This is a genomic window from Haloactinomyces albus (assembly GCF_031458135.1).
GTDB lineage: Bacteria > Actinomycetota > Actinomycetes > Mycobacteriales > Pseudonocardiaceae > Haloactinomyces > Haloactinomyces albus.
This window is the reverse complement of record NZ_JAVDXW010000001.1, coordinates 3791394-3817364: the sequence shown is the minus strand read 5'-3', so window position 1 is coordinate 3817364 and position 25971 is coordinate 3791394. Positions and strand designations below refer to the sequence as shown.

Here is a 25971-nt window from a genome sequence, read left to right as displayed (position 1 = left end):
TCTCCGGACCGTCGGACGACGCCCCGGTGGCCGGGGCGGGGCACCACCGGCCGCACAGCGGTCAGATCTCGGGCGGGCGGTTCTCGAACGGCGTGGACAACACGACCGTGGTGCGTGTCGAGACCTTCGCGGCCTCCCGGATCTGACGCAGCAGTTCCTCCAGGCCGAGCGGCGAGGCCACCCGCACCTGCAGAATGTAGGACTCGTCGCCTGCCACCGAGTAGCACGACTCGATCTCCGGCAGGTGTTGCAGGCGCTGCGGGTAGTCGTCCGGCGCGGCCGGGTCGGTCGGGGTCAGGGAGATGAACGCGGTCAGCGGTAGGCCGATCTGCTCCCCGTCGATACGGGCCGTATAGCCACGCAGCGCACCGCGCTGCTCCAGGCGGCGCACCCGCTGGTGCACCGCCGAGACGCTCAGCCCGACACGCTCTCCGAGGTCGGTGAAGCTGCATCGCCCGTCCTGCGCGAGTTCACGCAGGATGGCACGGTCGGTGGCTTCCAGATCGCCACCCTGTCCGCCGGTTCTGTCAGTCACGCGGGCAGCACCACCAACTCGTGCGGCTGATTGTTCAAGCTCTCGACGCCGTCGTCGGTGACCACGACGATGTCCTCGATCCGGGCACCCCAGTGGCCCTCCTGGTAGATACCGGGCTCGATGCTGAAGGCCATCCCCGGTTCCAGAGGCAGTTCGTTGCCCCCCATCATGTACGGCTCCTCGTGCACGTCCAAGCCGATACCGTGGCCGGTGCGGTGGACGAAGTGGTCACCGAATCCGGCGGCGGCGATCGGTTCGCGGGCCGCCGCATCGACGGAGGCGGCGGTGACACCGGGGCGCACGGATTCGACTGCCGCTCGTTGCGCGGCTTCCAGGACCGCGTAGGTCTCCCGCACGTCCGGCTGTGCCGGCTCCCCGAGGGCGTAGGTGCGGGTGCAGTCGGAGTTGTACCCGCCGGGGATCGGGCCGCCGATGTCGACGACCACGACGTCGCCCTTCTCGATGACACGGTCGGACAGGGCGTGGTGGGGGCTGGCGCCGTTGGGTCCGGACCCCACGATGACGAACGCCGCCTCGAGGTGTCCCTCGGTCACGATCGCCTCGGTGATGTCCGCACCGACCTCGGCCTCGGTACGCCCGGCCTTGAGGAACTCACCCATCCGCGCGTGCACCCGGTCGATGGCCGCACCGGCCCGGCGCAGCGCGTCGACCTCGGCGGCGTCCTTGCGCATCCGCAGCTCCCGCAGCACCGATCCGGCGAGTACCTGCTCGACACCGGGCAACGCCGCACGCAGCGGCAACGTGTGCAGGGCGGGCATGACGTCGGCGACACCGACCCGTGCCGGAGCGGCCCCGTCGCGACGCAGCAGGTCGGCGACGATGCCGTGCGGGTCCTGACCGTCCACCCAGGTCACGATCTCGATGCCGAGTTCGGTCGCGGGCACGTCGGCGTAGCCGAGCTCCTCCAGCTTCGGCACCACCAGCACCGGACCGGCACTGTGGCCCGATGCGGGCAGCACCAGGCAGCTCAGCCGCTCGAAGGACTCGCCCCCGGCGCCGATGAGGTACTCCAGGTCTGATCCGGGGGAGAGCAGCAGCGCGTCGAGGTTCGCTCGGGCCGCGGTGTCGGCGGCCCGCTGTAGACGGGCCGCCAGCACGGTGGGCTCCTGCTTGGTCGCGTCGGTGGACATGGGCCAAGCCTAAACGCGGGCCGTGGTGTACCGACGCGGGTGGTGGTCCGGCTGCCCGGTCAGGCTGCGGGCTCCGCGGCCGGGTCTCGCGGCCGGGTGGCGCCCGGATCGTCCATCTGCCCCCAAACGGGAAACAGCATCGGAGCCGAGAGGGCCATCAGGTAACTCGCCACGACCATCCACAACGTCGCCGTCAGGCCCGCCCCGTCGACGAGAAGCCCGCCGATCAGCACGCCCAGGGGTGTCCCACCCTGCGCCACCATCGTGGTCATGCTGAGCACCCGGCCGCGCAGCTCCGTGGGAATCCGCTCGTAGGTGACCACCGCGAGAACGGGGTTGACCGTGCTCGCGGCCAGTCCCGCGATCGCAACGACGATCAGCACGGTCACCAGCCCGGATTCGAGCGCCATGGCCACGTGCGGTGACACCGTTCCGATCACCATCGAGGCCGTGAACAGGCGGCGCCGCGATCCCGCGCGGTGCCCGACCCAGGTGAAAACGAGGTTTCCGAGCAGGGCGGCCCCGCCGAAGACGCCGACGATCGCGCCGAGCGCCACCGGACTGTGCAGCACCTGGGCGGCGTAGGACGGAAACAGCACCGCGAAGGCCGCCACGTCCAGCATGTTCGTGATCAGCAGCATCGCCAGGACCGCGGCGATCAGCCGGTCCCGGCGCAGATACCGCAGCCCCTCGGCGACCTCGCGGAGATAACTCGACGGCCGGGTGGAGCTCTCGGGGCGTCTCGCGATCGTGCGCGGCACCCCGAGGAGGGTCAGTCCGGCTGCGAGCAGGAACAGTCCCGCATTGCCGACGAGTACCCCGGGCGCGTCGACCAGCACCAGAGCAGCCCCGGCCAGTGGCGCCCCGAACATCTCTCCCGCCCGTTTGGCGGCATCGATGCCTCCCGCGCCGCGCTCCATCGGCACGCCGCTGTGGACGATCAGCTCGGGAACCAGGACGCGGCGGGCGGTGTGTCCCGGCTCGCGGCTCGCTCCCAGCGCAACGGACAGGGCGATGAGCTGCCAGAAAGCCAGTCCGGCCGTGAAGTGCAACGCCGGGATACCCACCACGGACACCGCCCCCGCCACATCGGAGACGATCGCCGTCCGGCGTGCACCGATCCGGTCCACGAGTGGGCCGACCACCATGGACATGGCCACGAGTCCCACGAGCTCGGCGGCGGTCACCACACCGACCCGTGTCGCACTGCCCGTGGTCGTCAGCACGAACCAGGGGATGGCCACGAACGTGGCCGTAGTCGCGGTGACCGCGCAGCCGTGCGAGACCCACAGCAGTGCCAGAGGCGTGCGCCGCCGCCCGCTCATGCGCTCGGCCCGCGCCGGGGGAAGGCCTGGAGCTGCACGGCGACCTGCTCATCGCCCTCGGACGGCTCGCGCCGGTAGCGTTCGGCCAGCTCGGCCATCTCCGCGGTGAGCCGCTCCAACTCGGCGGCACTCAGTGACAACTGCCAGTCCGAGACCTCGGCTGCGCGGACCCAGTCCGGGGGCCACTCCCCCACACTGGCCGCGAATTCGGCGCTCCGGCGGTAGTGCTGGGTGACGAACTCGTGCAGCAGGACGGTGAGTGATTCCCGCGTGTCCGGGTCGCCGGTGAACTTCTCGGTCTGCAGCCTCGTGCTGTCCTGCGCTGCCCGCCACCAGCGCTCACGCCGGTTGCCGCGTTCGGTGTCCTGCTCGATGAAACCGTGCTCGGCCAGCTGCCGCAGATGCCAGCTGGTGGTGCCCGAGCGTTCCCCGACAAGCTCGGCGAGCCTGCTGGCCGTGGCAGGACCGTCCGTGCGCAGCAGCCCCAGCAGGCGCACTCGCAGGGGATGAGCCAGACCGCGCAGGCTCCGTGCGTCAATTTCGCGAGAAATATGTCGATCCACACCGAAAGAATAGTTTACCAAGAATCCTTGGCAAAGAGTCCTTGGTAATTTTCACTCGTTCGGCCCTGCGGTGGCCGAGGTCGTACCCCGACAGCGTCCTCAGGTGCCCGGGCTCGGACGTTGAACGGATGGTCCCGGTCAGGCTGCGGGCTCCCCGTCCACATCGCGCTCCAGGAGAGCGGTCAACTCCTCCAGGGCGCCGTCCTCCCCCTCTCCGTCGGCGCAGAGCTCGACCTCGTCGCCGTGCTCGGCACCGAGGGTCATCAGCGCGAGGATGCTGCCCGCATCAACGGCTTCACCGGGAACTCCCTCGTCGACCCTGGCGATGGTGACCCGGCAGGCCTGCGCGCCTGCGCGTTGCGACAGCAGCGCGGCGGGGCGGGCGTGAATACCGACACGGGCGGCGATGGTGACGCGGCGACACGGCATGGCGATCTCCTTCTCAGGCGGCGACTGCGGCGGTCTCGGACGGTGTCGGCTCGGATTCGGAGGTGGTCGGTGTGCGGCCGATCCGCTTGGCGATCAGCACGGCTGCGGCCGCGACCACGATGCCCGCGGAAATGGCCACCACGTACAGCAGCGGTCGACCGACCAGCGGCAGCACGAACAGCCCGCCGTGCGGCGCGCGGAGTGTGGCGCCGAACAGCATCGACAGAGCACCCGTGGTGGCCGAACCGACGACCATGGACGGGATGACCCGCAACGGGTCGGAGGCGGCGAACGGGATCGCGCCTTCGGTGATGAACGAGGCACCGAGCAGCCAGGCCGGTCGGGCGCTCTGCCGTTCGGCAGGCCCGAACAGCTTGCTGCGCACGGTTGCGGCCAGGGCCAGCGCCAGCGGCGGCACCATACCGGCGGCCATCACGGCGGCCATGATCTCCAGCGCGGTCTCGCTTCCGGTGCTCAAGCCGCCCACGGCGAAGGTGTAGGCGGCCTTGTTCACGGGACCGCCCATGTCGAAGGCGATCATGCCCCCGAGCAGCGCGCCGAGCAGCAGGGCACTGGCACCGGTCAGCCCGTTGAGCCAGGACGTCAGGGCCGACATCACGGCCGCGATCGGCTTGCCCAGCAGGACGAACATCAGTCCGCCGACCACGAGAGACCCGAGGAGAGGAAGGACGACCACGGGCATGATCCCCGCGACCGCGCGGGGAACCTCGACTCGTTGCAGAGCAGCCACGGTCGCGCCCGCCAGCAGACCGGCGACGAGCCCGCCCAGGAACCCGGCACCGACGGCCACGGCGGCCGCGCCGCCCACGAAGCCGGGGGCGAGTGCGGGCCGATCGGCCATCGCGAAGGCGATGAACCCCGCGAGCACCGGAACGAGGAATCCGAACGCGGCCGTGCCGATCTGGTTGGCCAGTGCCGCCCAGCTCAGCAGGCTCGCGGGGTCGAACTGCTCGGTGACAGCGGGGGCCTCGGTGATCCGGTAACCACCGAGCGCGAAGCTCAGGGCGATGAGCAGGCCGCCCGCTGCGACGAACGGAATGACGTGGCTGACACCGGTCATCAACCACTGCCGCAGCCTGCTGCCCATGCCGGACCCCGCAGCGGGCTTGCCCGTCCGCTCGGAAGTATCCGGCTCTTCCGTGGCGGCGGCTCCCGGCGTGCCCGCGGGGACGTCGGCAGGAGTGTCGGCAGGAGCACCGGCAGCGGCGTCGGAACCGGCTTTTCCGGCTTGTTCGAGCAAGCAGGCAGCGTCGTTGACGGCCTGCTTGACGCTGCCCTCCACAACGGGTTTGCCCGCGAACCGAGCACGCCCCTGCACGCCCACGTCGGCGGCCAGGATCACGGCATCGGCCTGCTCGATGTCCGTTGTGGACAGCGCGGTCGAGCCCGCCGAGCCCTGTGTCTCCACGGAGATCTCGTCGCCCGCCGCCGTCGCGGCCTGCTCGAGTGCTTCGGCGGCCATGTAGGTGTGCGCGATGCCCGTGGGGCAGGCGGTGACGGCGACGAACTTCACGGCTTGACCTCCTCGCGCACGTACTCGGCAACCGCCGAGGGGTCGGTCGCATCGAGCAGGGTCTGCTTGAACTCGGCGCGGACCAATCGCCGCGCCAGCGCGGCCAGCACCGCCATGTGGTCGGCATCCCCACCCTCCGGCGCGGCGATGAGGAAGACGAGGGTGGCCGGACCGTCGTCCGCGCCGAAGTCGATGCCCGCGGCGCTGCGCCCGAACGCCAGGGTCGGTGTGGTCACCGCCGCCGACCGGCAGTGCGGGATGCCGATGCCGCCCTCCATGCCGGTGGCCATCTGCTGTTCGCGGGATTCCACGTCGGCGAGGAACTGCTCCAGGTCGGTGACGCGCCCGTCGGCCACGAGACGCTGCGCCAGCGAGCGCACCGCAGTGCGCCGATCGTCGGCCCACATGTCCAGGTCGACGAGGTCGGAGGTGATCAATTCGGTGTTCATGCTGCGGTTCCGTTCAGGGTCAGGGATTCGTCGACGCCGGTGACGTGCACCGAGTCGAAGCACAGATCGTCCGGTCCGGGCATCCGGCTGCCCGGCAGTCGTACCGCGGCAGTGCCGTAGGCCACGGCGTGGTGCAGCGCCGACGGTCCTCGGGCGCCCGCGAGCAGGAACCCCGCGAGCAGGGCGTCACCCGCTCCTACCGTGCTCCGCACGAACGTGCTCGCGCTCGTGCCGTGCCACACGCCGTTGCCCTCCACCAGCAAGGCACCGTCCGCGCCGAGGCTGACCAGGACCGTGGCCACTCCCTCGCGCTGTACCCGACGGGCGACCTCGACGACATCGCCGAGCCGGTTCAGGGGCCGTGCGGCCAGTTCGGACAGTTCCGCCAGGTTCGGTGTGACGAGGTCCGCGCGCGCCCGGCACGCCTCCCGCAACGGTGGTCCCGAGGCGTCGACGGCCACCCGCGCCCCCGCCGCGCGTGCGGCACGAACCAGGCGGCCGTACAGGTCATCGGGGCATCCCGCCGGAAGGCTCCCGCACGCCACCACCCAGTCCGCTCGTCCCGCGAGCTCACCGGTGCGGTTTTCGAGTGCTGCGATCTCGGTGTCGGAAAGCGCGTTTCCCGGCTCGTTGAGCTTGGTCGTCGTCCCATCGGCTTCGACCACCGTCACGTTGCTGCGGGTGGTCGAAGCAGCGGGGACCTCCACGACCGGCACGGCCTCGGCAACCAGCAGCTCGGCCAGACACGTCCCCTCGGTTCCGCCGGTGGGCAGGACACACATGGTCGGCCGGTTCGCGGCGACGAGCGCCCGCGCCACGTTCACGCCCTTTCCTCCCGGGTCGAGGCGTACGTCCTCGACCCGGTGCACCGCCCCACGTGCCAGCTCACCGACCAGCACGGTGCGGTCCAGGCTCGGGTTCGGGGTCACTGTGACGATCATGCGAGCACCACTTCGGTCTCGGCCTCGGTCAGCTCGGCCACTGCCGCCTCGTCCAGACCGCTGTCGGTCACCACCACATCGATCTCGGAGAGCTTCGCGAATCTGCTGAACCGGTCATCGCCGTACTTGCGGTGGTCGGCCAGCAGCACCCGGCGGCGGCAGGCGCGGACCATGGCGGCCTTGACCGCCGCTTCCGCCGTGTCCGGAGTCGTACACCCACCGGCGACCGAAAACCCGTTGGCCCCGAAGAAACCCACATCGATCGTCAGTCCGGCGAGTATGTCCGTCGCCCACGACTCGACCGAGGCCAGTGTCGTCCCCCGGACGCGCCCCCCGAGCATGTGCAGGGTGCAGTTTCCGCGAGGAGCGAGCTGATTGGCCACCGGCAGCGCGTTCGTCACGACCGTCAGTTCACGGTCACCGGGAAACAGACCTGCGAGCCGGGTCGTGGTCGTGCCCGCATCCAGCAGCACCGTTCCCCGGTTCGGCAACAGCTCCAACGCCGCTCGGGCGATCCGCTCCTTCTCCGCGGCGTTGATCCGGTCCCGCTGGGACACACCGGGTTCGAAATCGAGCCGGTCGACCGGGATGGCCCCGCCGTAGACACGGCGCACCAGCCCCTGTCGCTCCAGCGCTCCGAGATCACGGCGGATCGTCTCCGGCGCCACCTCGAACTCCGTCGACGCGGCCATGACGTCGATACGCCCGTCGGCTCGCGCACGCTGCGCCAGCAGCTGTTGACGCTCGGCCCCATACATGCCCGTTTTCCTCCGGTCTGTGTTTGATATTGCCTGATTCTGCCTTTTATTGCCATATTGTCAAGACTCCGGCACTGCGAGGGAAACCGAGGAGACACACATGAGCCTGCATGACCCGACCCCTGCGAGTGGGACGGCTGCGAGTGGAACGGCTGCGAACGGAACAACCGCGAGCGCAACGACACTGCGCGGTGTCGGCGTCAGTCCCGGCCGCGCGGCCGGACCGGTGGTACGCATCGCGGAGCCGCTGAACGAGCCGTCCTCGGTTCCGGCTCCCTCGGATCCGCACGCCGACATCGAACGCATCCGGCCCGCGGCACACCTGGTGGCCGACCGGTTGACGATCCGTGCGACCACCGTGGAAGGTTCTGCCCGATCGGTACTCGAGACGACAGCGGCCATGGCAGTGGATCCGGCGCTGCTGTCGCAGGCCGAGAAGCTGGTCTCCGAGCGGTCGCTGCCCGCCGAGCGGGCCGTGTACGAGGCGGGCAACGAGTTCGCGGAGATGGTGGCCGGCGCCGGGGAGTACCTGGCCGAACGGGCCCGTGATGTCCAGGACGTTCGGGACCGGATCGTGGCCGAACTGCTCGGTGTCGCTGCGCCGGGGCCACCGGAGATGACCCGCCCCGGAGTGCTGGTGGCGCGCGACCTCTCCCCGGCCGACACCGCGGGACTCGATCCCGCGCTGGTTCTGGCACTGGTCACCGAGGAAGGCGGTCCGACCAGCCACACCGCGATTCTCGCGAGGTCCCTGGGAATCCCGGCGATCGTGGCCGTCAGCGGTGTACTCGCTCACCCGGCCGCCGGTGTCACCGTCGACGGTGACACCGGCACCGTGGAGCTCACCGACCACCCGGTGCACGTCGAAGCATCCTCCCGCCCGGAGGAGCGCGAATGGTCCGGTGCCTGCCACACGGCCGACGGGCATCCCATCACGGTCCTGGCCAACATCGGATCGGGCACGGACGCACAGGTCGCGCATCGGGCCGGAGCACCGGGTGTGGGTCTTTTCCGGACGGAGTTCTGCTACCTCGCCGCGCCCGAGGAACCCGATGTGGCAGCCCAGCGCGCCGCCTACGCCGAAGCCATGGCTCCGTTCACGGGCAAATCCGTCGTCGTACGCACTCTCGACGCCGGAGCGGACAAGCCCCTGCCGTTCCTGCACGCCTCTTCCGAACCGAATCCCGCTCTCGGCGTGCGCGGACTCCGCGTCGCCTTCGAACGCCCCGCGATCGTGGATCGTCAGCTCGAGGCCATCGCCGCCGCGGCCGACGACACGGGAGCCGCGGTATCGGTGATGGCTCCCATGGTCGCCACTGCCGAAGAGGCTTCGTGGTTCGTCGAGCGAGCCCGTACCGCGGGCATCACGCGCGCGGGCGTCATGATCGAAATCCCGGCAGCGGCCCTGGCCGCCCACGACATCCTCGACGCCGCGGATTTCATCAGCATCGGGACCAACGATCTGGCCCAGTACGCTTTCGCCGCCGATCGCACGCTCGGAGCGCTCGCCACCCTCAACGACCCGTGGCAGCCCGCCCTGCTCCGGTTCGTCGACACCCTCGGGCGCGCGGGCGGGGAGCACGGCAAACCCGTCGGTGTCTGCGGTGAAGCCGCGGCGGATCCGCTCCTGGCGGGAATTCTGCTCGGTCTCGGCGCCACGAGCCTTTCCACGTCCGCGACCGCATTGCCCGCGGTGGGAACCGCTCTGGCGGAACACTCCCTGGCGGATTACCGGAAAGCCGCGCAGTCGGCCCTGTCCGCCCCGGGACCGGATCAAGCCCGGCAACACGCGCGCGAGGTGCTCGGCTGATCCTTTTCACCCACCCCCGCGGTGGTGCACATCCGGCCGTGGCAGGCTGGTCGATCGTGACAGGCCGCATCATGCTGCTCGACGCCGCCGGACTCTGGTTCCGTTCGTACTACGCCCTGCCGCAGTCGCTGACCGCACCGGACGGCACGCCGGTCAACGCGGTCCGCGGCTTCTGCGACATGCTCGCGAAACTCGTCGGCGAACGGCGGCCGGACCGGATCGTGGCCTGTCTCGACAACGACTGGCGCCCGCAGTTCCGGGTCGACGCACTGCCCTCGTACAAAACCCATCGGGTCGCCGTCGAGGATCCCGCGGCCGAGGAGGTCCCGGACACGCTGAGCCCGCAGATCCCGATCATCCTGGAACTGCTGGCGGCCTTCGGCATCACCACCGCCGAGGCCGAGGGATTCGAGGCCGACGACGTGATCGGCACCCTCGTCGCCCGCGAACAACGCGACCACGTCGAGGTCATCACCGGGGACCGGGACCTGTTCCAACTGGTCCGGGACGAGCCCGTACCCGCTCGGGTGCGCTACATCGGCGCCGGGCTGTCCAAGGCACAGGACTACGGTCCGAGCGAGCTCGCCGAGCGCTACGGGCTGTCCACCGAGCGCGCGGGCGAGGACTACGCCGAGATGGCCGTGCTGCGCGGGGACCCGTCCGACGGCCTTCCCGGCGTGGCCGGAATCGGCGAGAAGACCGCCGCGAAACTCGTCACCGAGTTCGGTTCCCTCGACGCCCTGCTGGTGGCCGCCGACAGCGCCGACAAACGGCTCACCCCGCGCAACCGGACCAAACTCGTCGAGGCGAGCGAGTACCTCGCCGCCGCTCCCGCCGTCGTCCGGGTCGTTCGCGACGCACCGGTCATCGTGGACCGCGCTGACGATGCGACACCGCAGGCTCCCGCCGACGGCGAACGCGTCACGCGGCTCCAGCAGCGCTGGAGCCTGGGCGGATCGGTCGACCGGCTGCTCGCCGCGTTGACCGGCTGACAGGACCGTCGCCGCAGGACCGTCGCCGCGAAGTCAGAAACCCGTGCCGCACCAAGGAGCTTCGGTCATGGCGAACAGGCGATCCGCTTCGGCAACGGCCGCCGGATCGTGCACGGCCACCCGGCCGCCCGCCGCGAGAGCGGAGACACCGACATCGCCGAGATACAGCGAAGCCAGCACGTCGACGTCCATGCTCAGCTGCGGCTGGGCCGCGCAGCGCTGCACCCCGTCCGCACCGATCCGGTAGCTGCCCGAGTTCTCCGGCAGGAACCCGTCGCGGACCTCGACCACGACCGGCTCGGCCGTACCGTAGCCGCGCGCGGCCAACGCCGCGGGCACGTCGACCAGGCGCACCCACAGATCGTCCTGAACACTGCTCACCCGGCAGGCGCGGCGGTCGGTGAGCAACCGTTCGAGCGGCTCGTCGACCGGCCGATCGATGACCACGACCCGGTCCACCAGATCCACCCCGAGCAGGAACCGCCACAAACTCGCGGTCGCCACCGCATCGGCACCCCGGATGTCACCGACCTGCAACTCGCAGGTCCCGTCGTCGAAGCGGTAGTCGTTCATCTTCGCCTCGTACAACGCGAATCCGTCGTCGACACCGTCCTCGCCGGTGTGGATCGCGACGACCATCTGCTCACCGCTGAAGACACCGAGGCGGGACTCCCACCATCCATCGCTGCGGCTGATGGTTCCCGGCCGCGACGAGACGATCCGCCGGTACAGCTCGGGCAGAATCTTGCCCGCCTCGGCCTTGTCGAGCAGCCGGATCGAACCGCCGCTCGGGGCGTCCGCGTGCAGTGTCGCCCGGTGCGTGTCCAGGGAGACCGTGCGCGTGCGCGTCGCCTCCCCGTAGCCGAAACGCCCGTAGATGACCGCCTCGGACGCGTGCAGCATCGCCACCGGCTCGCCGCGGTCCCGCACGTCGTCGAGCTGGGTCCGCATCAGTGCTCGGAGTACACCACGCCGCGTGTGATCGGCGCGCACGCCCACTCCGGTAACCGCCGAGGCGGGCAGTACCGCACCGCCGGGTACCGCGAGCGAGCTGCCCAGTGCCATCGTGGTGCCCACCAGCTCACCACTGCGGAAGGCACCGAAAACACGACCGGGTTCGTACCGTGCCGTCGATCGCTCCCACTGCTGGTCGGTCGGCGCGGGGCGATGCAGGCTGGACAGGAAGACGCGGTTGGCGTCCCGGAACTCCGCTTCGGCCAACGGCCGCACATCGTGCTCGCTCACACCGGCAGATGATGCCGGTTCGGCGTGGTACCGGTCGAATCGTTTTCCGGTTTCCGTTCAGCGAAGATGACCGACCTCATAGGTGCCCTCGGCGTCGGTGACCGTGATCGTCACCGTCCGGTTCCGCCCGTCGACGGTCACCCGACACTCGAACGTGTGCGAGGCCTCCACCGGTTCGCCGGACGGGCAGGTGACCGAGTCGATGCCCGACACACCGTAGACATCCTCCAGGATGCGCTGCACACCCTTTTGCATCGCGTCCGCGGAGAACACGGTCCGGTGGAACCAGCCCGGCGCCACGAATCCGAGGAACACCACCGCAGCGGCGACCACGCCCAGGCCACCGAGCAGCCACGGCCCCCGCGACCTCCTCGTGCGCGTGTTTTCCAGTGCGGGATCCGGGAACCCCTGCGGCTCCTGGAAACTGCCGGAATACAGCGGACCGTAGCCATAGTGCCCCGGCTGTCCCGGTGGCGGTGTCCCCTCCTGCCACTGGGCCTGTGGGAAGGACGGAGCTCCCTGCTCGGCGGGAGCCCCCCGCCCGGCAGGAGGACCCTGCCCCGGGAGAAGATCACCGTACGGCGGCCGAAGCGGCAGCGGCCGAACACCACCGGAGCGAGTGTCACCGGGATGAGCACCACCGGGATGGGTATGCGGAGCCGCACCCGGCCCGTACGGATTCCCCCACTGCTGGGGCGTGCCACCGGGTGGGCCGTGGGGATTGCTCATGGACGCCTCCGGGGCGCGTGCGATGCGGCAGCCAGTGTCGGCGCCTGATCCAACCACAGGTTCTCGCCTCCCGGCAGACCGGGCAGGCGGACACGGCCCCGATCGGCACAGAGCGACTCAGACAGCGCCTGCCGCGACGACACCCCGGCGGATCGAGGTAACGGCCTTGGTCGCCGCGCTGCCCACCGGATCACTCCTGCCGACCACATTCCGGATCTGGTCCAGCACATCCACCACCTGACGGCACCAGCGCACGAAATCCCCGGCGGAGAGCTCGTTGCCGGTCGACTCGGCAGCGGTGAGCACCTTCTCCAGGGATTCACCCCGCGCCCACCGGAACACCGGCCAGGCGAACCCGGGATCCGGCTCCCGAGTTCGGTCCAGCTTGTGCCTGCGCTCGTCGTCCTCCAGCTCGCCCCACAGCCGCCACGTCTGATCCAGGGCGTCACTGACCGACCCCGACGGGACCTGCGGTGCCATCGGACCCTCCCGACGCGACTCGTACACCAGCGACGACACCACGGCCGCGAGCTCGGGCGGGTCCAGCTTCTCCCAGACCCCGACACGCAGGCACTCCGCGGCCAGCAAGTCCGATTCGCTGTAGAGCCGTGACAGCCGCCGCCCGTGCTCGGTGACCGGATCCTCCACCCCGTGCGCATGCTCCGGATCCAGATACCCCCGCTCCGACAGCAGGGCGGTGATCCGGTCGAACGAACGGGCCAGCGAATGCGTCGTCGCCGCGACCTTGCGCCGTAGCTTCTCGGTCTCGCCCTGCAGCCGCTCATGACGCTCCGCCCAGCGAACATGGCTCTCGCGCTCATCGCACCCGTGGCACGGATGCGCGCGCAGAGCGCGACGCAAGCTCGCCAGCTCCTCGTCATCAGCGGCATCCGAGCGCCGCTTACCGCGGCCCCGCGGTGCTTTCACGCCGGTATTGCGTATCGACGAGGCGAGATCGCGACGCGACTTCGGCGAGCGCACATCGACGTGCTTGGGCAGTTTGATCCTGTCGAGTGCCTCGACCGGTGAGGGGAAGTCGGCGATCGAGACCCGTCCGGACCAGCGGTCCTCGGTCACCACCAGCGGACGCGGTTCGTTCATCGGTTCCAGGCCCGGATCGATCACGACCGCGAGACCGGCTCGCCGACCGGACGGAATCGCGATCACATCACCTTTGCGCAGCTTCTCCAGCGACTTGGCCGCCTCGGCACGGCGGGAGGCCTTGTTCTGCTTGGCCAGCCACTTCTCCCGCTCGGAGATCCGGCGCCGCAGCTGGAAGTACTCCTCGAAGTCGCCGAGATGGCAGTACATCGACTCGGCGTAGCCCTCCAGAGCCTCGGTGTTGCGCTCCACCCGACGGGACAGGCCCACGACCGAGCGGTCGGCCTGGAACTGGGCGAACGACTGCTCCAGCAACTCCCGTGCCTGCTCCGTGCCCACCCGGTTGACCAGGTTGACCGCCATGTTGTAGCCGGGCCGGAAGGAAGAACGCAGTGGGTAGGTCCGTGTGGAGGCCAGCCCGGCGACCTGTTTGGGGTCCATACCGGGTTTCCACACGACCACCGCGTGACCCTCGACATCGATGCCCCGCCTACCCGCCCGGCCGGTGAGCTGCGTGTACTCCCCCGGGCTGAGATCGACATGGGCTTCACCGTTGAACTTGACCAGCCGTTCCAGCACGACGGTGCGCGCGGGCATGTTGATGCCCAGTGCCAGCGTCTCGGTGGCGAAGACGGCCTTGACCAGCCCGCGGACGAACAGTTCCTCCACGGTCTCCTTGAAGGCGGGCAACAGCCCCGCGTGGTGTGCCGCCACACCACGCTCCAGCGCCTCCCGCCACTCCCAGTAGCCCAGCACCTCCAGGTCGGACTCCGGCAGGTTGCTGGTGTACTCCTCGATCACCTCACGGATCTCGTGGAGCTCGTCCTCCGAAGTCAGCCGCAGGCCCGAACGCACGCACTGGCCGACAGCCGCATCGCAGCCCGCACGACTGAAGATGAACACGATGGCGGGCAACAGGCCGGAGGCATCCAGCCCGTTGAGCACCTCCACGCGCGACGGCGCGAAGAACTTCGGCGGACGCGGCCCCCCACGTTTGCCATTGGGACCGCCCCGGCCGCGGCCCCCGGGAGAATGCACCCGGGAAAGTTCCTGCGTGTGGCGCAGCAGCTTCGGGTTGATCTCCAGTTCGCGGTTCTCGGTCTCACCGCCGAAGAGATCGAACATCCGCGAGCCGACGAGCATGTGCTGCCACAGCGGCACCGGCCGGTGCTCGTCCACCACCACCGTGGTGTCCCCGCGCACCTCCACCAGCCACTCGCCGAATTCCTCGGCGTTGCTCACCGTCGCCGACAGGCTCGCCAGCTGCACGTACTCCGGAAGGTGCAGGATCACTTCCTCCCAGACCGCACCCCGGAACCGGTCGGCCAGGTAGTGCACCTCGTCCATGACGACATAGCCGAGCTGATCGATGCTGCTCGAGCCAGCATAGAGCATGTTGCGCAGCACTTCGGTGGTCATGACCACGATCTGGGCCTCGCCGTTGATCGACGTGTCCCCGGTGAGCAGTCCCACCGCTTCGCTGCCGTAGCGTTCGGTCAGATCGGCGTACTTCTGGTTGGACAGTGCCTTGATGGGAGTCGTGTAGAAGCACTTGCGCCCCTCGGCCAGCGCCAGATGCACGGCGAATTCACCGACCACCGTTTTGCCCGCACCGGTCGGTGCGCACACCAGCACACCGTGCCCGGACTCCAGAGCCTGGCACGCAGTGCGCTGGAACGCGTCGAGCTCGAAGGACAATTCGCCCACGAAACCGGCCAGTTGCGGATGCGCGCTGCGACGTCGGTGTTCCGCGTAGGAGTCGGCGGGACTCTTCCCGGCGGCGGTCGTCTCGGTGTTCACACGGCTTTCAGCCACCCCTCCAGGTTTTCATACCTGCACGAGGACTGTCCGCAGGCACGGCCGACGATCCTGCCGTGTCAGGTGGCGTCCTCGTGCTCCGTGCTCGACGACGCTGCGGACGGAGTCACATCCAGCGAGGACGGCCGATGGTCGATGTCCGAGGCCTCATCGGGGTCGAGACCCTGCAGACCCTGCTGCTCGAGTTTCCTGGCCTTCGAGCGGTCATGGGAGCGGCACAGCAGCATGGCGATCCCGAACAGCACACTCAGCGCCGCGGCCAGCACGATCATCGAGATCGGGTCCTGGCCGGGCGTGGCCAGGGCGGCGAAGATGAACAGGACGAACACGATGCCGCGCCACCAGCTTCTGAGCTGATCGAAGCTGACCAGACCCGCCCGGTTGAGCATGACCAGAATCAGCGGCAGTTCGAAACTGACGCCGAAGATGATCAGCATCAGCAGCACGAAGTTGATGTACTCGCCACCGGTCAGCGCCGTGAAGAACGCGTCACCGCCGAAACCGACCATGAACGCCAGTCCCTCTGGCACCACGAAGTACGCCAGCGCCGCACCCACCGTGAACAGCACGCTCGCCAAAGCCACGAAGGTCCCCGCGAACTTGCGCTCCTTGGTGTAGAGGCCAGGGGTGATGAACGCCCACACCTGATACAGCCACACCGGACTGAGCAGCACCGCCCCCAGGGAAAGGCCGACCTTGAGCCGGATCATGAAGACCTCGAACGGCTTGGTCTGCATCAACTGACACTGGCCGTCCTCGGGACTGAACCGCATCTCCGCGGGCAAGGAACAGTACGGCCCGGTCACGAACGTACTCAACGTGGGCAGGCCGAACGGCGAATGGGAAAACCACCAGAACCCGAGGATGCCCCCGGCCACGATCGCCAGTGTGGCCAGGCCCAGCCGATACCGCAGTTCATACAGGTGATCGACCAGCGTCATCGTGCCGTCGGGATTGTGCCGACGGCCCCACCGGCGACGATCACGGCGGAACGGGTTCAGGCGGCGAAGTGGACTACCTTCCACCGTGACTCCCGCCTCCGATCAGTTCTTGGCGTTGTGGCGCTGCATGTCCTCGATCGGAGGCGCTACCTGCGGTTGTGGCTGCTCACCGGAGGTGAGTTGCTGTGGCTCAGCCTTCGCGGACTCCGCCGTCCGAGCCTCCGAGGCCTGTTCCTGCTCGGACTTCTCCCGCTTCGCGGCTTCCTCGTCCTCCTTCATGCCACGCGCCTCGGACTTGAACACCCGCGCGGACTGACCGAGCGAGCGCGCCATCTGCGGCAACTTCGTGGCACCGAACAGCAGGATGATGATGCCTGCGATGATCAGCAGCTCGGTGGCTCCCATATTGAAAGGCACGGTGGTTCCTCCCGTTTCTCTGCACTCGTGATACTACGCGTGCGAGGCACTCATCAACAGATCGATCGACGACGGCGTTCGGCGAAGGCCACGCGCAGGCCCGCAGCCCGCGCCCGCAGCAAACCGCTGCGCTCGTCGACATCATTGCGCACATGCTCCTGAACGACCCTGAAGCGGCGCAATGCCCGGTATGTGACCATCAGGACTCCGAGCAGCAGGAGCAGCCCCACCGCCGACAGCCCGAGGCTCAGCACGTATGACACCGGGCCACCGTAACCCGCTCAGGTGGACGGCAGGTGACCAGCGCGTGCCATCGCATCGCGCGCTTGGCGATGCACGTCACCCGCCAGGTCCTGCGGCCAGGATACGCACGCCTGACCACCCAGCCCGAGCACGAGCCGCACCATCCAGGAACGGTCGGAGTACCGCATCCGCACCCGTGCCCGCCCCTGCGGCAGTTCGGTGAACTCGTCGACCGGGTAGTACTCGGCGACCCAGCGCGCGTCCGGTTCCAGTTCGAGGACGGCACTGGGCTGGTCGGGCATCGGATGGAACAGTCCGGCGGAGAAGTCGGTGGGTTCCACGTCCGTCGGAGGGACCGCGGGTTCGTCCCCGACATCGATGGCGTCGATGCGATCCAGTCGGAACAGCCGGACCCCTTCGGCACGACGGCACCACGCCTCCAGATAACCGTGACCATCGACCAGGACGAGCCGCATCGGGTCCACGGTCCGGTCGGTGATCTCGTCCCGCGAGGCCGTGTAGTAGCGCATCCGCACCGCTTTGCGCTGCTCGGTTGCTTCCCGAACCGCTTCACCCACCCCGGAACGCACCGCGCCTTCCCGCCCGGAGAGACCGACGACCACTCCGGTGGGCCGAGCCTGCCCGACGGCATCCTCCACCTTGGCCAGTGCCCGCCGCACCGCATCGGTGTCGGTGATCCCGGGCGAATCCGCCAGCGCGCGCAGCGCCACCAGCAGCGACGTGGCCTCGGAGGCGGTCAGCCGCAGCGGACGCCGCATTCCGGCGTCATAGGTGACGGTGACGGTGTCCCCGCCGAAGGACAGGTCGATCAGGTCACCCGGGCCGTAACCGGGAAGCCCGCACATCCACAACAGCTTCAGGTCACGCCGCAACTGCTGCTCATCGACACCGAAGTCCGCTGCCGCCTCGCACACGGCGATGCCCGGCCTGCTCACCAGGTAGGGCACCAGCGCGAGCAATCGCGGCAGGCGCTCGGCCACGCTGGTCATACCTCGCTCCCACTTCCGATGCCGGTTGCTCGAAGAACTCCCAGGTGCGTCTCATGCACCGCCTTGCGCAGGGTGTCGGGTTCCAGGACGACGACGTCGGGCCCATATCCGGCGATCCAGCCCGCCGCCGAATCCGGGTAGTACAGCTCCAGTTCCAGTACTTCGCCGTCCACGCCCTCCCACGTACGGGCATCGATCACCGTTGCCGCGCGCCGCAGCCCGTGTGCCCGGCCATGCGCCACCCACAAGCGGGCGAGCGTGCTCGGAGGCGTCCCGCGCTCCTCCCCGGCCACGATCCGGAGGAGATCGACGTCCTCCGGGGGATGAACCTGCCCGGCCGCGCCGACCACTTCGGGTTCACCACTGATCCGGGAGAGCCGAAAGCAGCGTCTTGCCTGTCGATCACGGTCATGGCCCACCACGTACCAGCGTCCTCGCCACGAGACCACGCCCCACGGCTCGACCGTGCGCCGATACGCCTCGGTACTGCCGGGCCGCCGGTAGTCGAAAACCACGGCCCGGCCCGTCTGCACGGCCGCCAGCAGCGGCGAGAACGCCGATTCGCTCGTGCGCACTTTCGGCTCGACCACCGCCGAGGCGTGCTCGTCCACATCCACCCCGGCAGCACGCAGTTTGCGCAGGGCGCCGCGTGCGGCACCGGCGAACTCGGGAGACTCCCACAGCCTGGCTGCCAGGGCGACCGCGGCAGCCTCGTCGGGCTCCAGAGCGATATCACCGAGTTCGTAGTCACGACGGGCGATGCGGTACCCGTCAACGGAATCGAACATCGAGTTGCGCCCGGTCTCCAGCGGAATCCCCAGATCCCGCAGTTCCGCCTTGTCCCGTTCGAAGGTCCGGTAGAACGCCTCGTCGCTGGGTGCGTCAGCGTAGCCGGGGACGATCCCCCGAATCCGCTCCGCCGTGAGGTACTGGCGGGTGGACAGCAGACACAGCACCAGGTTCACCAGGCGTTCGGCGCGCACAGTGGCCACGGCGAAACCCTAGCGCCATTCCGGGCGCGGTGCGCCCGCGGGCCGGACGGTGCGTCGCTTGGCCCGTTCGACGGGTCCGGAGACGAGGGGACGCTCCCGGAGCACAGCGCCCGGTCATGGCGAAAGCACTGCTCACAGGGGTGGCTCGTGATCGGCCCAACCACGCTCGCGCTCGAGTTGCGCGGCGAGCCGGAACAGCAGACCCTCCCCGCCGAGCGGCGCGACGAACTGCACCCCGAGCGGCAAGCCCTCCGGATTCCAGTACAGCGGCACCGACATCGCCGGACGCCCGGTGATGTTCGCCAGCTGGGTGTACGGGACATGGCGCAGGTTCGCCCGCGCGACGCGGTCCACAACCCCGCTCGCACGGAGTACGGGGCCCAACCGCAAGGTCAGCGCGATCTTGCCCGCTTCCTGCAACAGCCCCGGGGTCTCGAGCTCTCCGATCCGCACCGGAGGCCCTGCCAGACTCGGGGTCAGCAGCAGGTCGTGCTGCCGGTGGAACTCGGCCAGCTTCCTGGTGTGACCGTGCCAGCGATCCAGGACCGCCGAGTACTCCGGGCCGCTGAACGTACGCCCGATCGCTGCGAGCAGCCGCGTGTCGAGTTCGAACGAGGTCTCGGAGGCACCCGTGCGCTGGATGGCCTCGTTCATCGCGGAAGCCAGCTTCACCGACCACGCCTCGAGGAAATCGACCGTCAGGGCTTCGAGGTCCACCGGCGAGGGCACTTCCTCGACCTCGTGTCCCAGCGATTCCAGGAGCTCCGCCGCGTCGGTGAGGGCCGAAACCGCGTGCGGATGGGGAGCACCGAGCGCGGACTCGGCGCTGAACCCGATGCGCAGTGCGCCCGGCTCGCGATTCAGTTCCTCGGAGAAGTCGCGCTCCGGAGCACCCGCCAGGTACGGCCCCGCCGGATCATGGCCGATCAGGGTATCCAGGGCTGCGGCGCTGTCGCGCACACTGCGCGAGATCACCCCGTCGAGGGAGGCTCCGTGGAAGTTCTCGGCCCTCTCCGGACCGGAGGGGACCAGTCCCCGACCGGGTTTGAGCCCGAACAGGCCGCAGCAGGCGGCCGGGATACGAATCGACCCACCGCCATCGCTGGCCCCTGCCAACGGGACGATCCCCGCAGCCACCGCCGCCGCAGCGCCACCGGAGGACCCGCCGGGGGTGCGGGTGAGCTCCCACGGATTGCGGGTCGGCCCGAAGGCAAGCGGCTCGGTGATCGGTTTGGCCCCGAACTCGGGGGCATTCGTACGGCCGAAGATGACCAGTCCCGCGTCCAGCCAGCGACGGACCACCTCGGCCGTTTCCGGGGCATGAACATCCCGGAGCGCCCGTGAGCCTGCGCTGGAGGCCGCTCCCGCGTGTTCCTGATGCAGATCCTTGAGCAGGAACGGCACCCCTGCCAGCGGCCCGGACAATTCCCGGCCTGCCCGTTCGCGGGCCTCGTCGTAGCAGGTGCGGGTCAACGCATTGATCCGGCCGTTGACCGACTCCGCCCGCGCGATGGCCGCTTCCAGTACCTCGGCCGCCGACATCTCACCGTTGCGGATCCGCTCCGCCAGAGCCACACCATCGTGCTTGCGATACTCCGAATACTCCACGCCGTCACCCTCCCCGGTCGCCGGTGTCCGTGGTGATCCTGCCGGAACCGGCACGAGTAGCCGGTTCACCCCTCGAGAATGGCCATTGACGGGATTGTTTCGCTGATTACTGACGTATTTGTCTTCATAAATCAGGAGTGCGGCCTCTCGGTTCGGCGGGATCGCATGGCACTCCGCGCCGGTTTCTCGGCCAACCTTCTTGACAGACCGAGTTGGAGCTCGCGCGGATTGGCATGTTGCTCATGGTCGTTTGGCCGGTCGAGCATCCCGGCGGTAGTGGGTCCAGGCGCGGCGGATCAGGGCACGGATGATCGCATCGGCCAGGTCGAAGAAGGCGTCGATGACGGTTTCGAGGCGTTCGTAGCAGCGGGCCGTCCGTGTTGAGTTGCGCCGCCGCGGCATCGTCGCCGTCCTCCCCGAACGCCGTGATCAGCGCGCCAACCGTGCCCGGAAAGGCTCGGCCGGAGGACGACCACCCGCCTTCGACGCCCAGGCCTGCAAGCAGCGCAACACCGCCGAGCACACCAACCCGCGCCACCTCCCGCAGCAGCTTGACGTCCGTGGGGGCATCGAGAGCGACGACATCCACCAAAGCCCCTGGACGTGGCCGGGCCATCCGCACCCGGCTCCGCGACCTCACCCCAAGAGCACCGGACAGGTTCTCGGGCCTGTCCGGTGCTCTTGCCTCTGGGCGGGGTTGGTCAATTTCTCGAGAAATTGACCAACCCCACCGCACACGATCCACCAGGCGGAACCTGAGCTCGCGCGGATTGGTGATGTTCATGGTCGTTTGGTCGGGCGGATGTCCCAGCGGTAGAGGGTCCAAACTCGTCGGATCAGCGCACGCAGGGTGATGATGGTGTCGGCGAGGTCGAAGAACGCGTCGATGACGATGCCGTGCCGTTCGTAGCAGCGTTGCAGCCGGTTGAAGGCGTTGTGCCAGGCGCTGGTGCGCTCGACGTGCCGACGCTGGCCGGCTTGGATGGGGGCGTTATCGCCTTTGGTGGCGATGTCGCCGGTCAGGCCGCGCTCGGCCAGCAGGGTGCGGGTTGTGCCGGAGTCGTAGCCGGAATCCAGATGCACGGTGATCTCGTCCGGCAGCGGGCCGAGGCCGCCGAGCTGGTCCAGGGTGGGTGCCGGCAGGGGTGAGTCGTGCCGGTTGCCCCCGGTCAGGACCCGGCCCAGCGGAATGCCGTAACCCTCCACGAACGCCACCGGTGGTTGGGGCCTATCCCTATCGTTCTTCGGCCTCGGATTCCTGCACCAGGACAACGCACTCCTGCAACTGCTCGTCTACGCGGTACCGATGCTGCTGGTGTCCTTCATCGGGATGTTCTGCGGCGTGACCTTCAAACGCTGGGGCGTGACCGGCATGTACACGTTGGCCGTCACTTCCCTGTTCGTCTTCGGCGGCCTGGCCGTGCTGGTGTCGTGGCGGTACTGGTGGGGAGAGATCGGCGCATGGTTCGTCGACCAGTCGTCGTTGAGCCTGCTGGCCGGCTGGCCCGCCCTGCTCACGCTCGTGCTGGCTGCGGCCAACCTGCTCGTGCTCCGCCGCGCCACACCGTGAACCATCCTGAAACGTCGAACCTCTGATCGAGCCCCCTACAGCGAGCCGATCAGGCGCTCGACGCGCTCGTCGACCGCGCGGAACGGGTCCTTGCACAGCACCGTGCGCTGGGCCTGGTCATTGAGCTTGAGATGCACCCAGTCGACCGTGAAGTCCCGTCCTGCCGACTGCGCGGCGGCGATGAAGTCGCCACGCAGCTTCGCTCGGGTGCTCTGCGGCGGAGTGTCCTTGGCCGCCTCGATCTCGCCGTCCTCGGTGACACGGTCCACCAGGTCCTTGCGCTGGAGCATGTCGAACAGCCCGCGACCGCGCCGCAGATCGTGGTAGCTCAGGTCCAGTTGCGCGATGCGGGGACTGGACAGCTCCAGCCCCTGCTTGTTGCGGTAGCGCTCCAGGAGCCGGTACTTGATCGCCCAGTCCACTTCCCGATCGATCAGTGAATAGTCCTGCGTCTCCACGGCATCCAGCGCACGTCCCCACAGGTCCATGATGCGGTCGGTCATCGGATCCGAACCACGCTGGGCCACGTACTCGACCGCGCGCCCGTAGTACTCGCGCTGGATGTCCAGTGCCGAGGCCTCGCGCCCACCTGCCAGCCGCACGGGGCGGCGGCCGGTCATGTCGTGGCTGATTTCGCGGATCGCCCGGATCGGGTTGTCGAGACTGAAATCCCGGAACTGGACGCCCTGTTCGATCATCTCCAGCACCAGATGTGCGGTGCCGACCTTGAGCAGGGTGGTCACCTCGGACATGTTCGAGTCGCCGACTATCACGTGCAGCCTGCGATACCGCTCGGCGTCGGCATGCGGTTCGTCGCGGGTGTTGATGATCGGGCGGGAGCGAGTCGTCGCGCTGGAGACCCCTTCCCAAATGTGCTCGGCACGCTGGGACAGGCAGTACACGGCTCCACGCGGAGTCTGCAGAACCTTGCCCGCACCGCAGATGAGCTGGCGGGTCACCAGGAACGGCAACAGCACGTCGGCGATGCGGGAGAACTCCCCCGAACGCCCGACGAGATAGTTCTCATGGCAACCATAGGAGTTGCCCGCGGAGTCGGTGTTGTTCTTGAACAGGAAGATGTCACCGCCGATGCCTTCGTCGGCCAACCGACGTTCGGCATCGATGAGCAGATCCTCCAGGATCCGTTCACCGGCCTTGTCATGGGTGACGAGCTGGGTGAGGTCGTCGCACTCCGCAGTGGCGTACTCGGGGTGCGAACCCACGTCGAGATAGAGCCGGGCCCCGTTGCGCAGGAACACGTTCGAGGAACGTCCCCATGACACGACCCGCCGGAACAGGTATCTGGCCACCTCGTCCGGAGAGAGCCTGCGCTGCCCGTGGAAGGTACAGGTGACTCCGAACTCGGTTTCGATGCCGAAGATCCTCCGCTGCATACCACCACACTAAGCGTCTTGGCCGCACTCAGCGGTCCGCCGTTCGGGGTCCGCTCGCTGTCGATGAGCACCGAATTGCTTGCACGCAGTAGTCAGCCCCGTCCCCCGGTCCTCAATCGAACCTGTTTTAGCAGCGTACAGGCACGCTAAGGGTGTACGCAGCGCTTCCCCGCTCCTGTCGAATCCCCACGAAAAAGAATCAGGACCGACCACTGTCGTGCTGATCGGGAACTGTTCGTCTAGGAACCGTCGGCACCGGAAGACGAGCCCGTGTCGTTGCTCGCCTCACCATCACCGGAGCTGGGCAGCAGACTCCGCAGTGCCGCACCGGAGAGCCGGCGGAAAGTGCGATGTGGCCTGGATCGTTCCAGGATCGCCACCTCGAGCTGATCGACATCCAGGTCACGCGATCCCTCGCCGCCCGAGGACAGGGCGTGCACGGCGGTTCGGACCGCGTCCCCGAGATCGAGACCGTCGGTGAAGGATTCCTTCAATGTCGTGGTGATCGTCTCCGCCTGGCCACCCATCACCACGTACTGCGGCTCGTCCACGATCGAGCCGTCGTAGGTCAGGCGGTAGAGCTGGTCGGACTCGGCCGTCTCCCCCACCTCGCCCACGCAGATCTCCACCTCGAACGGCTTGACCTGCTCGGTGAAGATGGCACCGAGCGTCTGTGCGTAGGCGTTGGCCAGAGCCCTGCCGGTGACATCCCGGCGGTCGTAGGAGTACCCCTTCACATCGGCCATGCGGATCCCTGCCATCCGCATGTTCTCGAACTCGCTGTAGCGGCCCACCGCGGCGAAGCCGATCCGATCGTAGATCTCGGAAATCTTGTGCAGAGTGGTCGAGGGGTTTTCGGCCACGAACAGCACGCCACCGGCGTACTTGAGTACCACCACGCTGCGTCCCCGAGCGATGCCCTTCCGGGCGAGCTCGGAACGCTCCCGCATCAACTGCTCGGGCGAGGTGTAGAACGGCATCGTCACGGCTGTGGACTCCCTGGCTCGAATCGGCGCTGGCCTGGTGGGTAGCTGACGGTCTGATCCTGGTCCGGGCGAGGCTGAGTCCCACCCCGGCGGGGTGGGAAAAGATTCAGCCTCCGGGGATTTCCCGGCGGCGGCTGACGACTTCCTCGGCGACCGCGGCCGTCTGGTCCTCCGGCAGGCGAACCGCCCCCTCGGGCCCGGTGATCGTGACCACCGAGGGGTAGATCTGCCGGGACAGGTCGGGGCCACCCGTGGCCGTATCGTCGTCGGCGGCGTCGTAGAGGGACTCCACGGCGTTGCGAATCGCCGAGTCGAGGTCGGCGTCGGGATCGTGCCGCTTCTTCAGCGCCGACTTGGCGAACACCGACCCGGAACCGACCGCGTGGTACCCGGCGGTCTCGTTGTAGCGCCCACCGGTGATGTCATAGGTGACGATCCGGCCCGCCCGCTCGGGATCCTGCGCGTCGACGTCGTACCCGGCGAACAGCGGCAGTACCGCCAGCCCGGCGATCGCGCTCTGCAGGTTCCCGCGCAGCATCGTGGCGAGCTTGTTCGTCTTACCGTCCAGCGACAGCGGCACGCCTTCGAGCTTTTCGTAATGTTCGAGCTCGATGGAGTACAGGCGCACCATCTCCATGGCGATCCCCGCAGTGCCCGCGATGCCCACTGCGGAGTAGGCGTCGGTGACGTAGAGCTTCTCCATGTCGCGCTGCGCGATCAGGTTGCCCATCGTGGCCCGCCGATCACCTGCCAGCAGCACTCCACCCCGGAACGTCAGGGCGACGATGGTCGTGCCGTGCGGCGCATCGACCTGGCCGGTGTCGTTCTCGGGATGCCCGGGCATCAGTTCAGGAGCCGCGCTGCGAAGGAAATCCGTGAATGACGAGGATCCCGGAGTGAGGTAGGCGGGCGGCAGGGCCTGGCCCGGAAAGTTCCGAGTCGAGCTGGGTTCCATCAGCGACATCGTCTCCTGCTCGAAGTAACTGGTGCAGCACCGTCACGGGAACACCTTCTCGGGTGGTGAGTGGTGACGGAGAACCGATTGACGGGATTTCTGTGCCGGACACACACGGCTGCCGGGCACACGCGCGCCGGTCGGCCCGCAGGGACCGACCGGCGCCGCACACACTGACTACTGACCGCCCTTCTGAACGTAGGCGCGAACGAAGTCCTCGGCGTTTTCCTCCAGGACATCGTCGATCTCGTCCAGGATGGTGTCCACGTCTTCACCGAGCTTCTCGCGGCGTTCCTGACCGGCAGCTTCCGCACCCGTGGCTTCGTCGTCGCCGCCGTCGCCGTCACCGTGCCGCTGAGTCTTTTCCTGGGACATCTCGCCCTCCCGGTGGTTGTCCTCGCGGATGCCCCTCTCGCATCCCACAGCCGCCGATCGCTGAAACCGGCACCTCGGGACGAGGGACTTCCTGCCGTGA

The 25971-nt window shown here is 68.5% G+C and carries 25 protein-coding genes and 3 pseudogenes; 4 read left to right on the top strand and 24 right to left on the bottom strand.

What is annotated here, in order from left to right; all coding sequences use genetic code 11:
• Positions 1 to 61 precede the first annotated feature (61 nt).
• From JOF55_RS18260 to JOF55_RS18220, 9 genes are all read right to left on the bottom strand, one after another.
• Complete coding sequence (locus JOF55_RS18260; protein ID WP_374727311.1) at positions 62 to 535, bottom strand: Lrp/AsnC family transcriptional regulator; 474 nt, start codon at positions 533 to 535, stop codon at positions 62 to 64.
• Positions 532 to 1686: a M24 family metallopeptidase gene (locus JOF55_RS18255; RefSeq protein ID WP_310275827.1), complete on the bottom strand. Its 1155-nt coding sequence runs from the start codon at positions 1684 to 1686 to the stop codon at positions 532 to 534. Before JOF55_RS18255 ends, JOF55_RS18260 begins: the two co-directional genes overlap by 4 nt.
• A gap of 59 nt (positions 1687 to 1745) precedes the next feature.
• Positions 1746 to 3011, bottom strand: coding sequence for an MFS transporter (locus JOF55_RS18250; protein WP_310275825.1), 1266 nt, complete (start codon positions 3009 to 3011; stop codon positions 1746 to 1748).
• Positions 3008 to 3574 (bottom strand): helix-turn-helix domain-containing protein, encoded by a 567-nt coding sequence (locus JOF55_RS18245; protein ID WP_310275823.1) that lies wholly within the window; start codon positions 3572 to 3574, stop codon positions 3008 to 3010. Before JOF55_RS18245 ends, JOF55_RS18250 begins: the two co-directional genes overlap by 4 nt.
• A 138-nt stretch (positions 3575 to 3712) precedes the next feature.
• Positions 3713 to 4003, bottom strand: a complete 291-nt coding sequence (locus tag JOF55_RS18240; protein WP_310275821.1) for an HPr family phosphocarrier protein — start codon at positions 4001 to 4003, stop codon at positions 3713 to 3715.
• Positions 4004 to 4016: 13 nt separating this feature from the next.
• Positions 4017 to 5537, bottom strand: coding sequence for a PTS fructose transporter subunit IIC (locus JOF55_RS18235; RefSeq protein ID WP_310275819.1), 1521 nt, complete (start codon positions 5535 to 5537; stop codon positions 4017 to 4019).
• Positions 5534 to 5986, bottom strand: coding sequence for a PTS sugar transporter subunit IIA (locus JOF55_RS18230; protein ID WP_310275817.1), 453 nt, complete (start codon positions 5984 to 5986; stop codon positions 5534 to 5536). Before JOF55_RS18230 ends, JOF55_RS18235 begins: the two co-directional genes overlap by 4 nt.
• Positions 5983 to 6927 (bottom strand): 1-phosphofructokinase, encoded by a 945-nt coding sequence (gene pfkB, locus JOF55_RS18225; RefSeq protein WP_310275815.1) that lies wholly within the window; start codon positions 6925 to 6927, stop codon positions 5983 to 5985. Before pfkB ends, JOF55_RS18230 begins: the two co-directional genes overlap by 4 nt.
• On the bottom strand, positions 6924 to 7685 hold the full coding sequence (locus JOF55_RS18220) for a DeoR/GlpR family DNA-binding transcription regulator (protein WP_310275813.1): 762 nt from the start codon (positions 7683 to 7685) through the stop codon (positions 6924 to 6926). The genes pfkB and JOF55_RS18220 overlap by 4 nt, the downstream gene beginning before the upstream one ends.
• A 100-nt stretch (positions 7686 to 7785) precedes the next feature.
• Between JOF55_RS18220 and ptsP the strand changes: the two genes are divergently transcribed.
• Complete coding sequence (gene ptsP / locus JOF55_RS18215; RefSeq protein ID WP_310275812.1) at positions 7786 to 9495, top strand: phosphoenolpyruvate--protein phosphotransferase; 1710 nt, start codon at positions 7786 to 7788, stop codon at positions 9493 to 9495.
• Positions 9496 to 9566: 71 nt separating this feature from the next.
• Complete coding sequence (locus tag JOF55_RS18210) at positions 9567 to 10487, top strand: 5'-3' exonuclease (protein WP_374727548.1); 921 nt, start codon at positions 9567 to 9569, stop codon at positions 10485 to 10487.
• Positions 10488 to 10520: 33 nt separating this feature from the next.
• On the opposite strand, the gene JOF55_RS18205 is transcribed toward JOF55_RS18210, so the two are convergent.
• The 10 genes and pseudogenes from JOF55_RS18205 to JOF55_RS18160 all read right to left on the bottom strand — a co-directional run.
• Entirely contained in the window at positions 10521 to 11732 is a 1212-nt protein-coding gene (locus tag JOF55_RS18205; RefSeq protein ID WP_310275808.1) for a GNAT family N-acetyltransferase, read from the bottom strand.
• Between the two features lie 57 nt (positions 11733 to 11789).
• Positions 11790 to 12461 carry a DUF4333 domain-containing protein gene (locus JOF55_RS18200; RefSeq protein WP_310275806.1) on the bottom strand — a complete coding sequence of 224 codons (672 nt, stop codon included), beginning with the start codon at positions 12459 to 12461 and terminating at the stop codon, positions 11790 to 11792.
• A 117-nt stretch (positions 12462 to 12578) separates the two neighbouring features.
• Entirely contained in the window at positions 12579 to 15362 is a 2784-nt protein-coding gene (locus tag JOF55_RS18195) for a DEAD/DEAH box helicase (protein WP_310275805.1), read from the bottom strand.
• A 77-nt stretch (positions 15363 to 15439) separates the two neighbouring features.
• Positions 15440 to 16321, bottom strand: coding sequence for a twin-arginine translocase subunit TatC (gene tatC / locus JOF55_RS18190; RefSeq protein ID WP_374727547.1), 882 nt, complete (start codon positions 16319 to 16321; stop codon positions 15440 to 15442).
• Between the two features lie 102 nt (positions 16322 to 16423).
• Complete coding sequence (gene tatA, locus JOF55_RS18185) at positions 16424 to 16726, bottom strand: Sec-independent protein translocase subunit TatA (protein WP_374727546.1); 303 nt, start codon at positions 16724 to 16726, stop codon at positions 16424 to 16426.
• 65 nt (positions 16727 to 16791) lie between these two features.
• Entirely contained in the window at positions 16792 to 17001 is a 210-nt protein-coding gene (locus JOF55_RS18180; RefSeq protein WP_310275801.1) for a bacteriophage holin, read from the bottom strand.
• 18 nt (positions 17002 to 17019) lie between these two features.
• Entirely contained in the window at positions 17020 to 17991 is a 972-nt protein-coding gene (locus JOF55_RS18175; RefSeq protein WP_310275799.1) for a helix-turn-helix transcriptional regulator, read from the bottom strand.
• The gene (locus JOF55_RS18170; protein ID WP_310275798.1) at positions 17988 to 18983 is read right to left on the bottom strand and encodes a helix-turn-helix transcriptional regulator; all 996 of its coding nucleotides are present in this window, start codon (positions 18981 to 18983) and stop codon (positions 17988 to 17990) included. Before JOF55_RS18170 ends, JOF55_RS18175 begins: the two co-directional genes overlap by 4 nt.
• Positions 18984 to 19115: 132 nt before the next feature.
• Complete coding sequence (locus JOF55_RS18165) at positions 19116 to 20591, bottom strand: amidase (RefSeq protein ID WP_310275796.1); 1476 nt, start codon at positions 20589 to 20591, stop codon at positions 19116 to 19118.
• 240 nt (positions 20592 to 20831) lie between these two features.
• Positions 20832 to 20969 (bottom strand): annotated as a pseudogene (locus JOF55_RS18160) (IS5/IS1182 family transposase); the annotation flags it as partial.
• On the opposite strand from JOF55_RS18160, the pseudogene JOF55_RS18155 reads away from it, so the two are divergent.
• Positions 20959 to 21111 (top strand): annotated as a pseudogene (locus tag JOF55_RS18155) (IS5/IS1182 family transposase); the annotation flags it as partial. The pseudogenes JOF55_RS18160 and JOF55_RS18155 overlap by 11 nt on opposite strands.
• Before the next feature lie 260 nt (positions 21112 to 21371).
• Here JOF55_RS18155 and JOF55_RS18150 read toward each other — a convergent pair.
• Positions 21372 to 21794, bottom strand: a pseudogene (locus JOF55_RS18150) (transposase family protein); the annotation flags it as partial.
• A gap of 103 nt (positions 21795 to 21897) precedes the next feature.
• Between JOF55_RS18150 and JOF55_RS18145 the strand changes: the two are divergent.
• The gene (locus JOF55_RS18145; RefSeq protein ID WP_310275795.1) at positions 21898 to 22161 is read left to right on the top strand and encodes a hypothetical protein; all 264 of its coding nucleotides are present in this window, start codon (positions 21898 to 21900) and stop codon (positions 22159 to 22161) included.
• 35 nt (positions 22162 to 22196) lie between these two features.
• On the opposite strand, the gene pafA is transcribed toward JOF55_RS18145, so the two are convergent.
• From pafA to JOF55_RS18125, 4 genes are all read right to left on the bottom strand, one after another.
• On the bottom strand, positions 22197 to 23555 hold the full coding sequence (gene pafA, locus JOF55_RS18140; protein ID WP_310275793.1) for a Pup--protein ligase: 1359 nt from the start codon (positions 23553 to 23555) through the stop codon (positions 22197 to 22199).
• A 239-nt stretch (positions 23556 to 23794) separates the two neighbouring features.
• The gene (gene prcA / locus JOF55_RS18135; RefSeq protein ID WP_374727310.1) at positions 23795 to 24541 is read right to left on the bottom strand and encodes a proteasome subunit alpha; all 747 of its coding nucleotides are present in this window, start codon (positions 24539 to 24541) and stop codon (positions 23795 to 23797) included.
• Between the two features lie 106 nt (positions 24542 to 24647).
• Positions 24648 to 25496, bottom strand: a complete 849-nt coding sequence (gene prcB / locus JOF55_RS18130) for a proteasome subunit beta (RefSeq protein WP_310275791.1) — start codon at positions 25494 to 25496, stop codon at positions 24648 to 24650.
• A 177-nt stretch (positions 25497 to 25673) separates the two neighbouring features.
• Complete coding sequence (locus JOF55_RS18125; RefSeq protein WP_310275789.1) at positions 25674 to 25871, bottom strand: ubiquitin-like protein Pup; 198 nt, start codon at positions 25869 to 25871, stop codon at positions 25674 to 25676.
• Between the last annotated feature and the right edge of the window lie 100 nt (positions 25872 to 25971).

Coding starts and splice junctions, on each gene's coding strand:
- JOF55_RS18255 (WP_310275827.1), bottom strand. CDS start 1,686: ATGTCCACCGACGCGACCAAGCAGGAGCCCACCGTGCTGGCGGCCCGT.
- JOF55_RS18250 (WP_310275825.1), bottom strand. CDS start 3,011: ATGAGCGGGCGGCGGCGCACGCCTCTGGCACTGCTGTGGGTCTCGCAC.
- JOF55_RS18240 (WP_310275821.1), bottom strand. CDS start 4,003: ATGCCGTGTCGCCGCGTCACCATCGCCGCCCGTGTCGGTATTCACGCC.
- JOF55_RS18230 (WP_310275817.1), bottom strand. CDS start 5,986: ATGAACACCGAATTGATCACCTCCGACCTCGTCGACCTGGACATGTGG.
- pfkB (WP_310275815.1), bottom strand. CDS start 6,927: ATGATCGTCACAGTGACCCCGAACCCGAGCCTGGACCGCACCGTGCTG.
- JOF55_RS18220 (WP_310275813.1), bottom strand. CDS start 7,685: ATGTATGGGGCCGAGCGTCAACAGCTGCTGGCGCAGCGTGCGCGAGCC.
- ptsP (WP_310275812.1), top strand. CDS start 7,786: ATGAGCCTGCATGACCCGACCCCTGCGAGTGGGACGGCTGCGAGTGGA.
- JOF55_RS18210 (WP_374727548.1), top strand. CDS start 9,567: ATGCTGCTCGACGCCGCCGGACTCTGGTTCCGTTCGTACTACGCCCTG.
- JOF55_RS18200 (WP_310275806.1), bottom strand. CDS start 12,461: ATGAGCAATCCCCACGGCCCACCCGGTGGCACGCCCCAGCAGTGGGGG.
- tatC (WP_374727547.1), bottom strand. CDS start 16,321: ATGACGCTGGTCGATCACCTGTATGAACTGCGGTATCGGCTGGGCCTG.
- tatA (WP_374727546.1), bottom strand. CDS start 16,726: ATGGGAGCCACCGAGCTGCTGATCATCGCAGGCATCATCATCCTGCTG.
- JOF55_RS18175 (WP_310275799.1), bottom strand. CDS start 17,991: ATGACCAGCGTGGCCGAGCGCCTGCCGCGATTGCTCGCGCTGGTGCCC.
- JOF55_RS18145 (WP_310275795.1), top strand. CDS start 21,898: ATGCTGCTGGTGTCCTTCATCGGGATGTTCTGCGGCGTGACCTTCAAA.
- pafA (WP_310275793.1), bottom strand. CDS start 23,555: ATGCAGCGGAGGATCTTCGGCATCGAAACCGAGTTCGGAGTCACCTGT.
- prcB (WP_310275791.1), bottom strand. CDS start 25,496: ATGGAACCCAGCTCGACTCGGAACTTTCCGGGCCAGGCCCTGCCGCCC.
- JOF55_RS18125 (WP_310275789.1), bottom strand. CDS start 25,871: ATGTCCCAGGAAAAGACTCAGCGGCACGGTGACGGCGACGGCGGCGAC.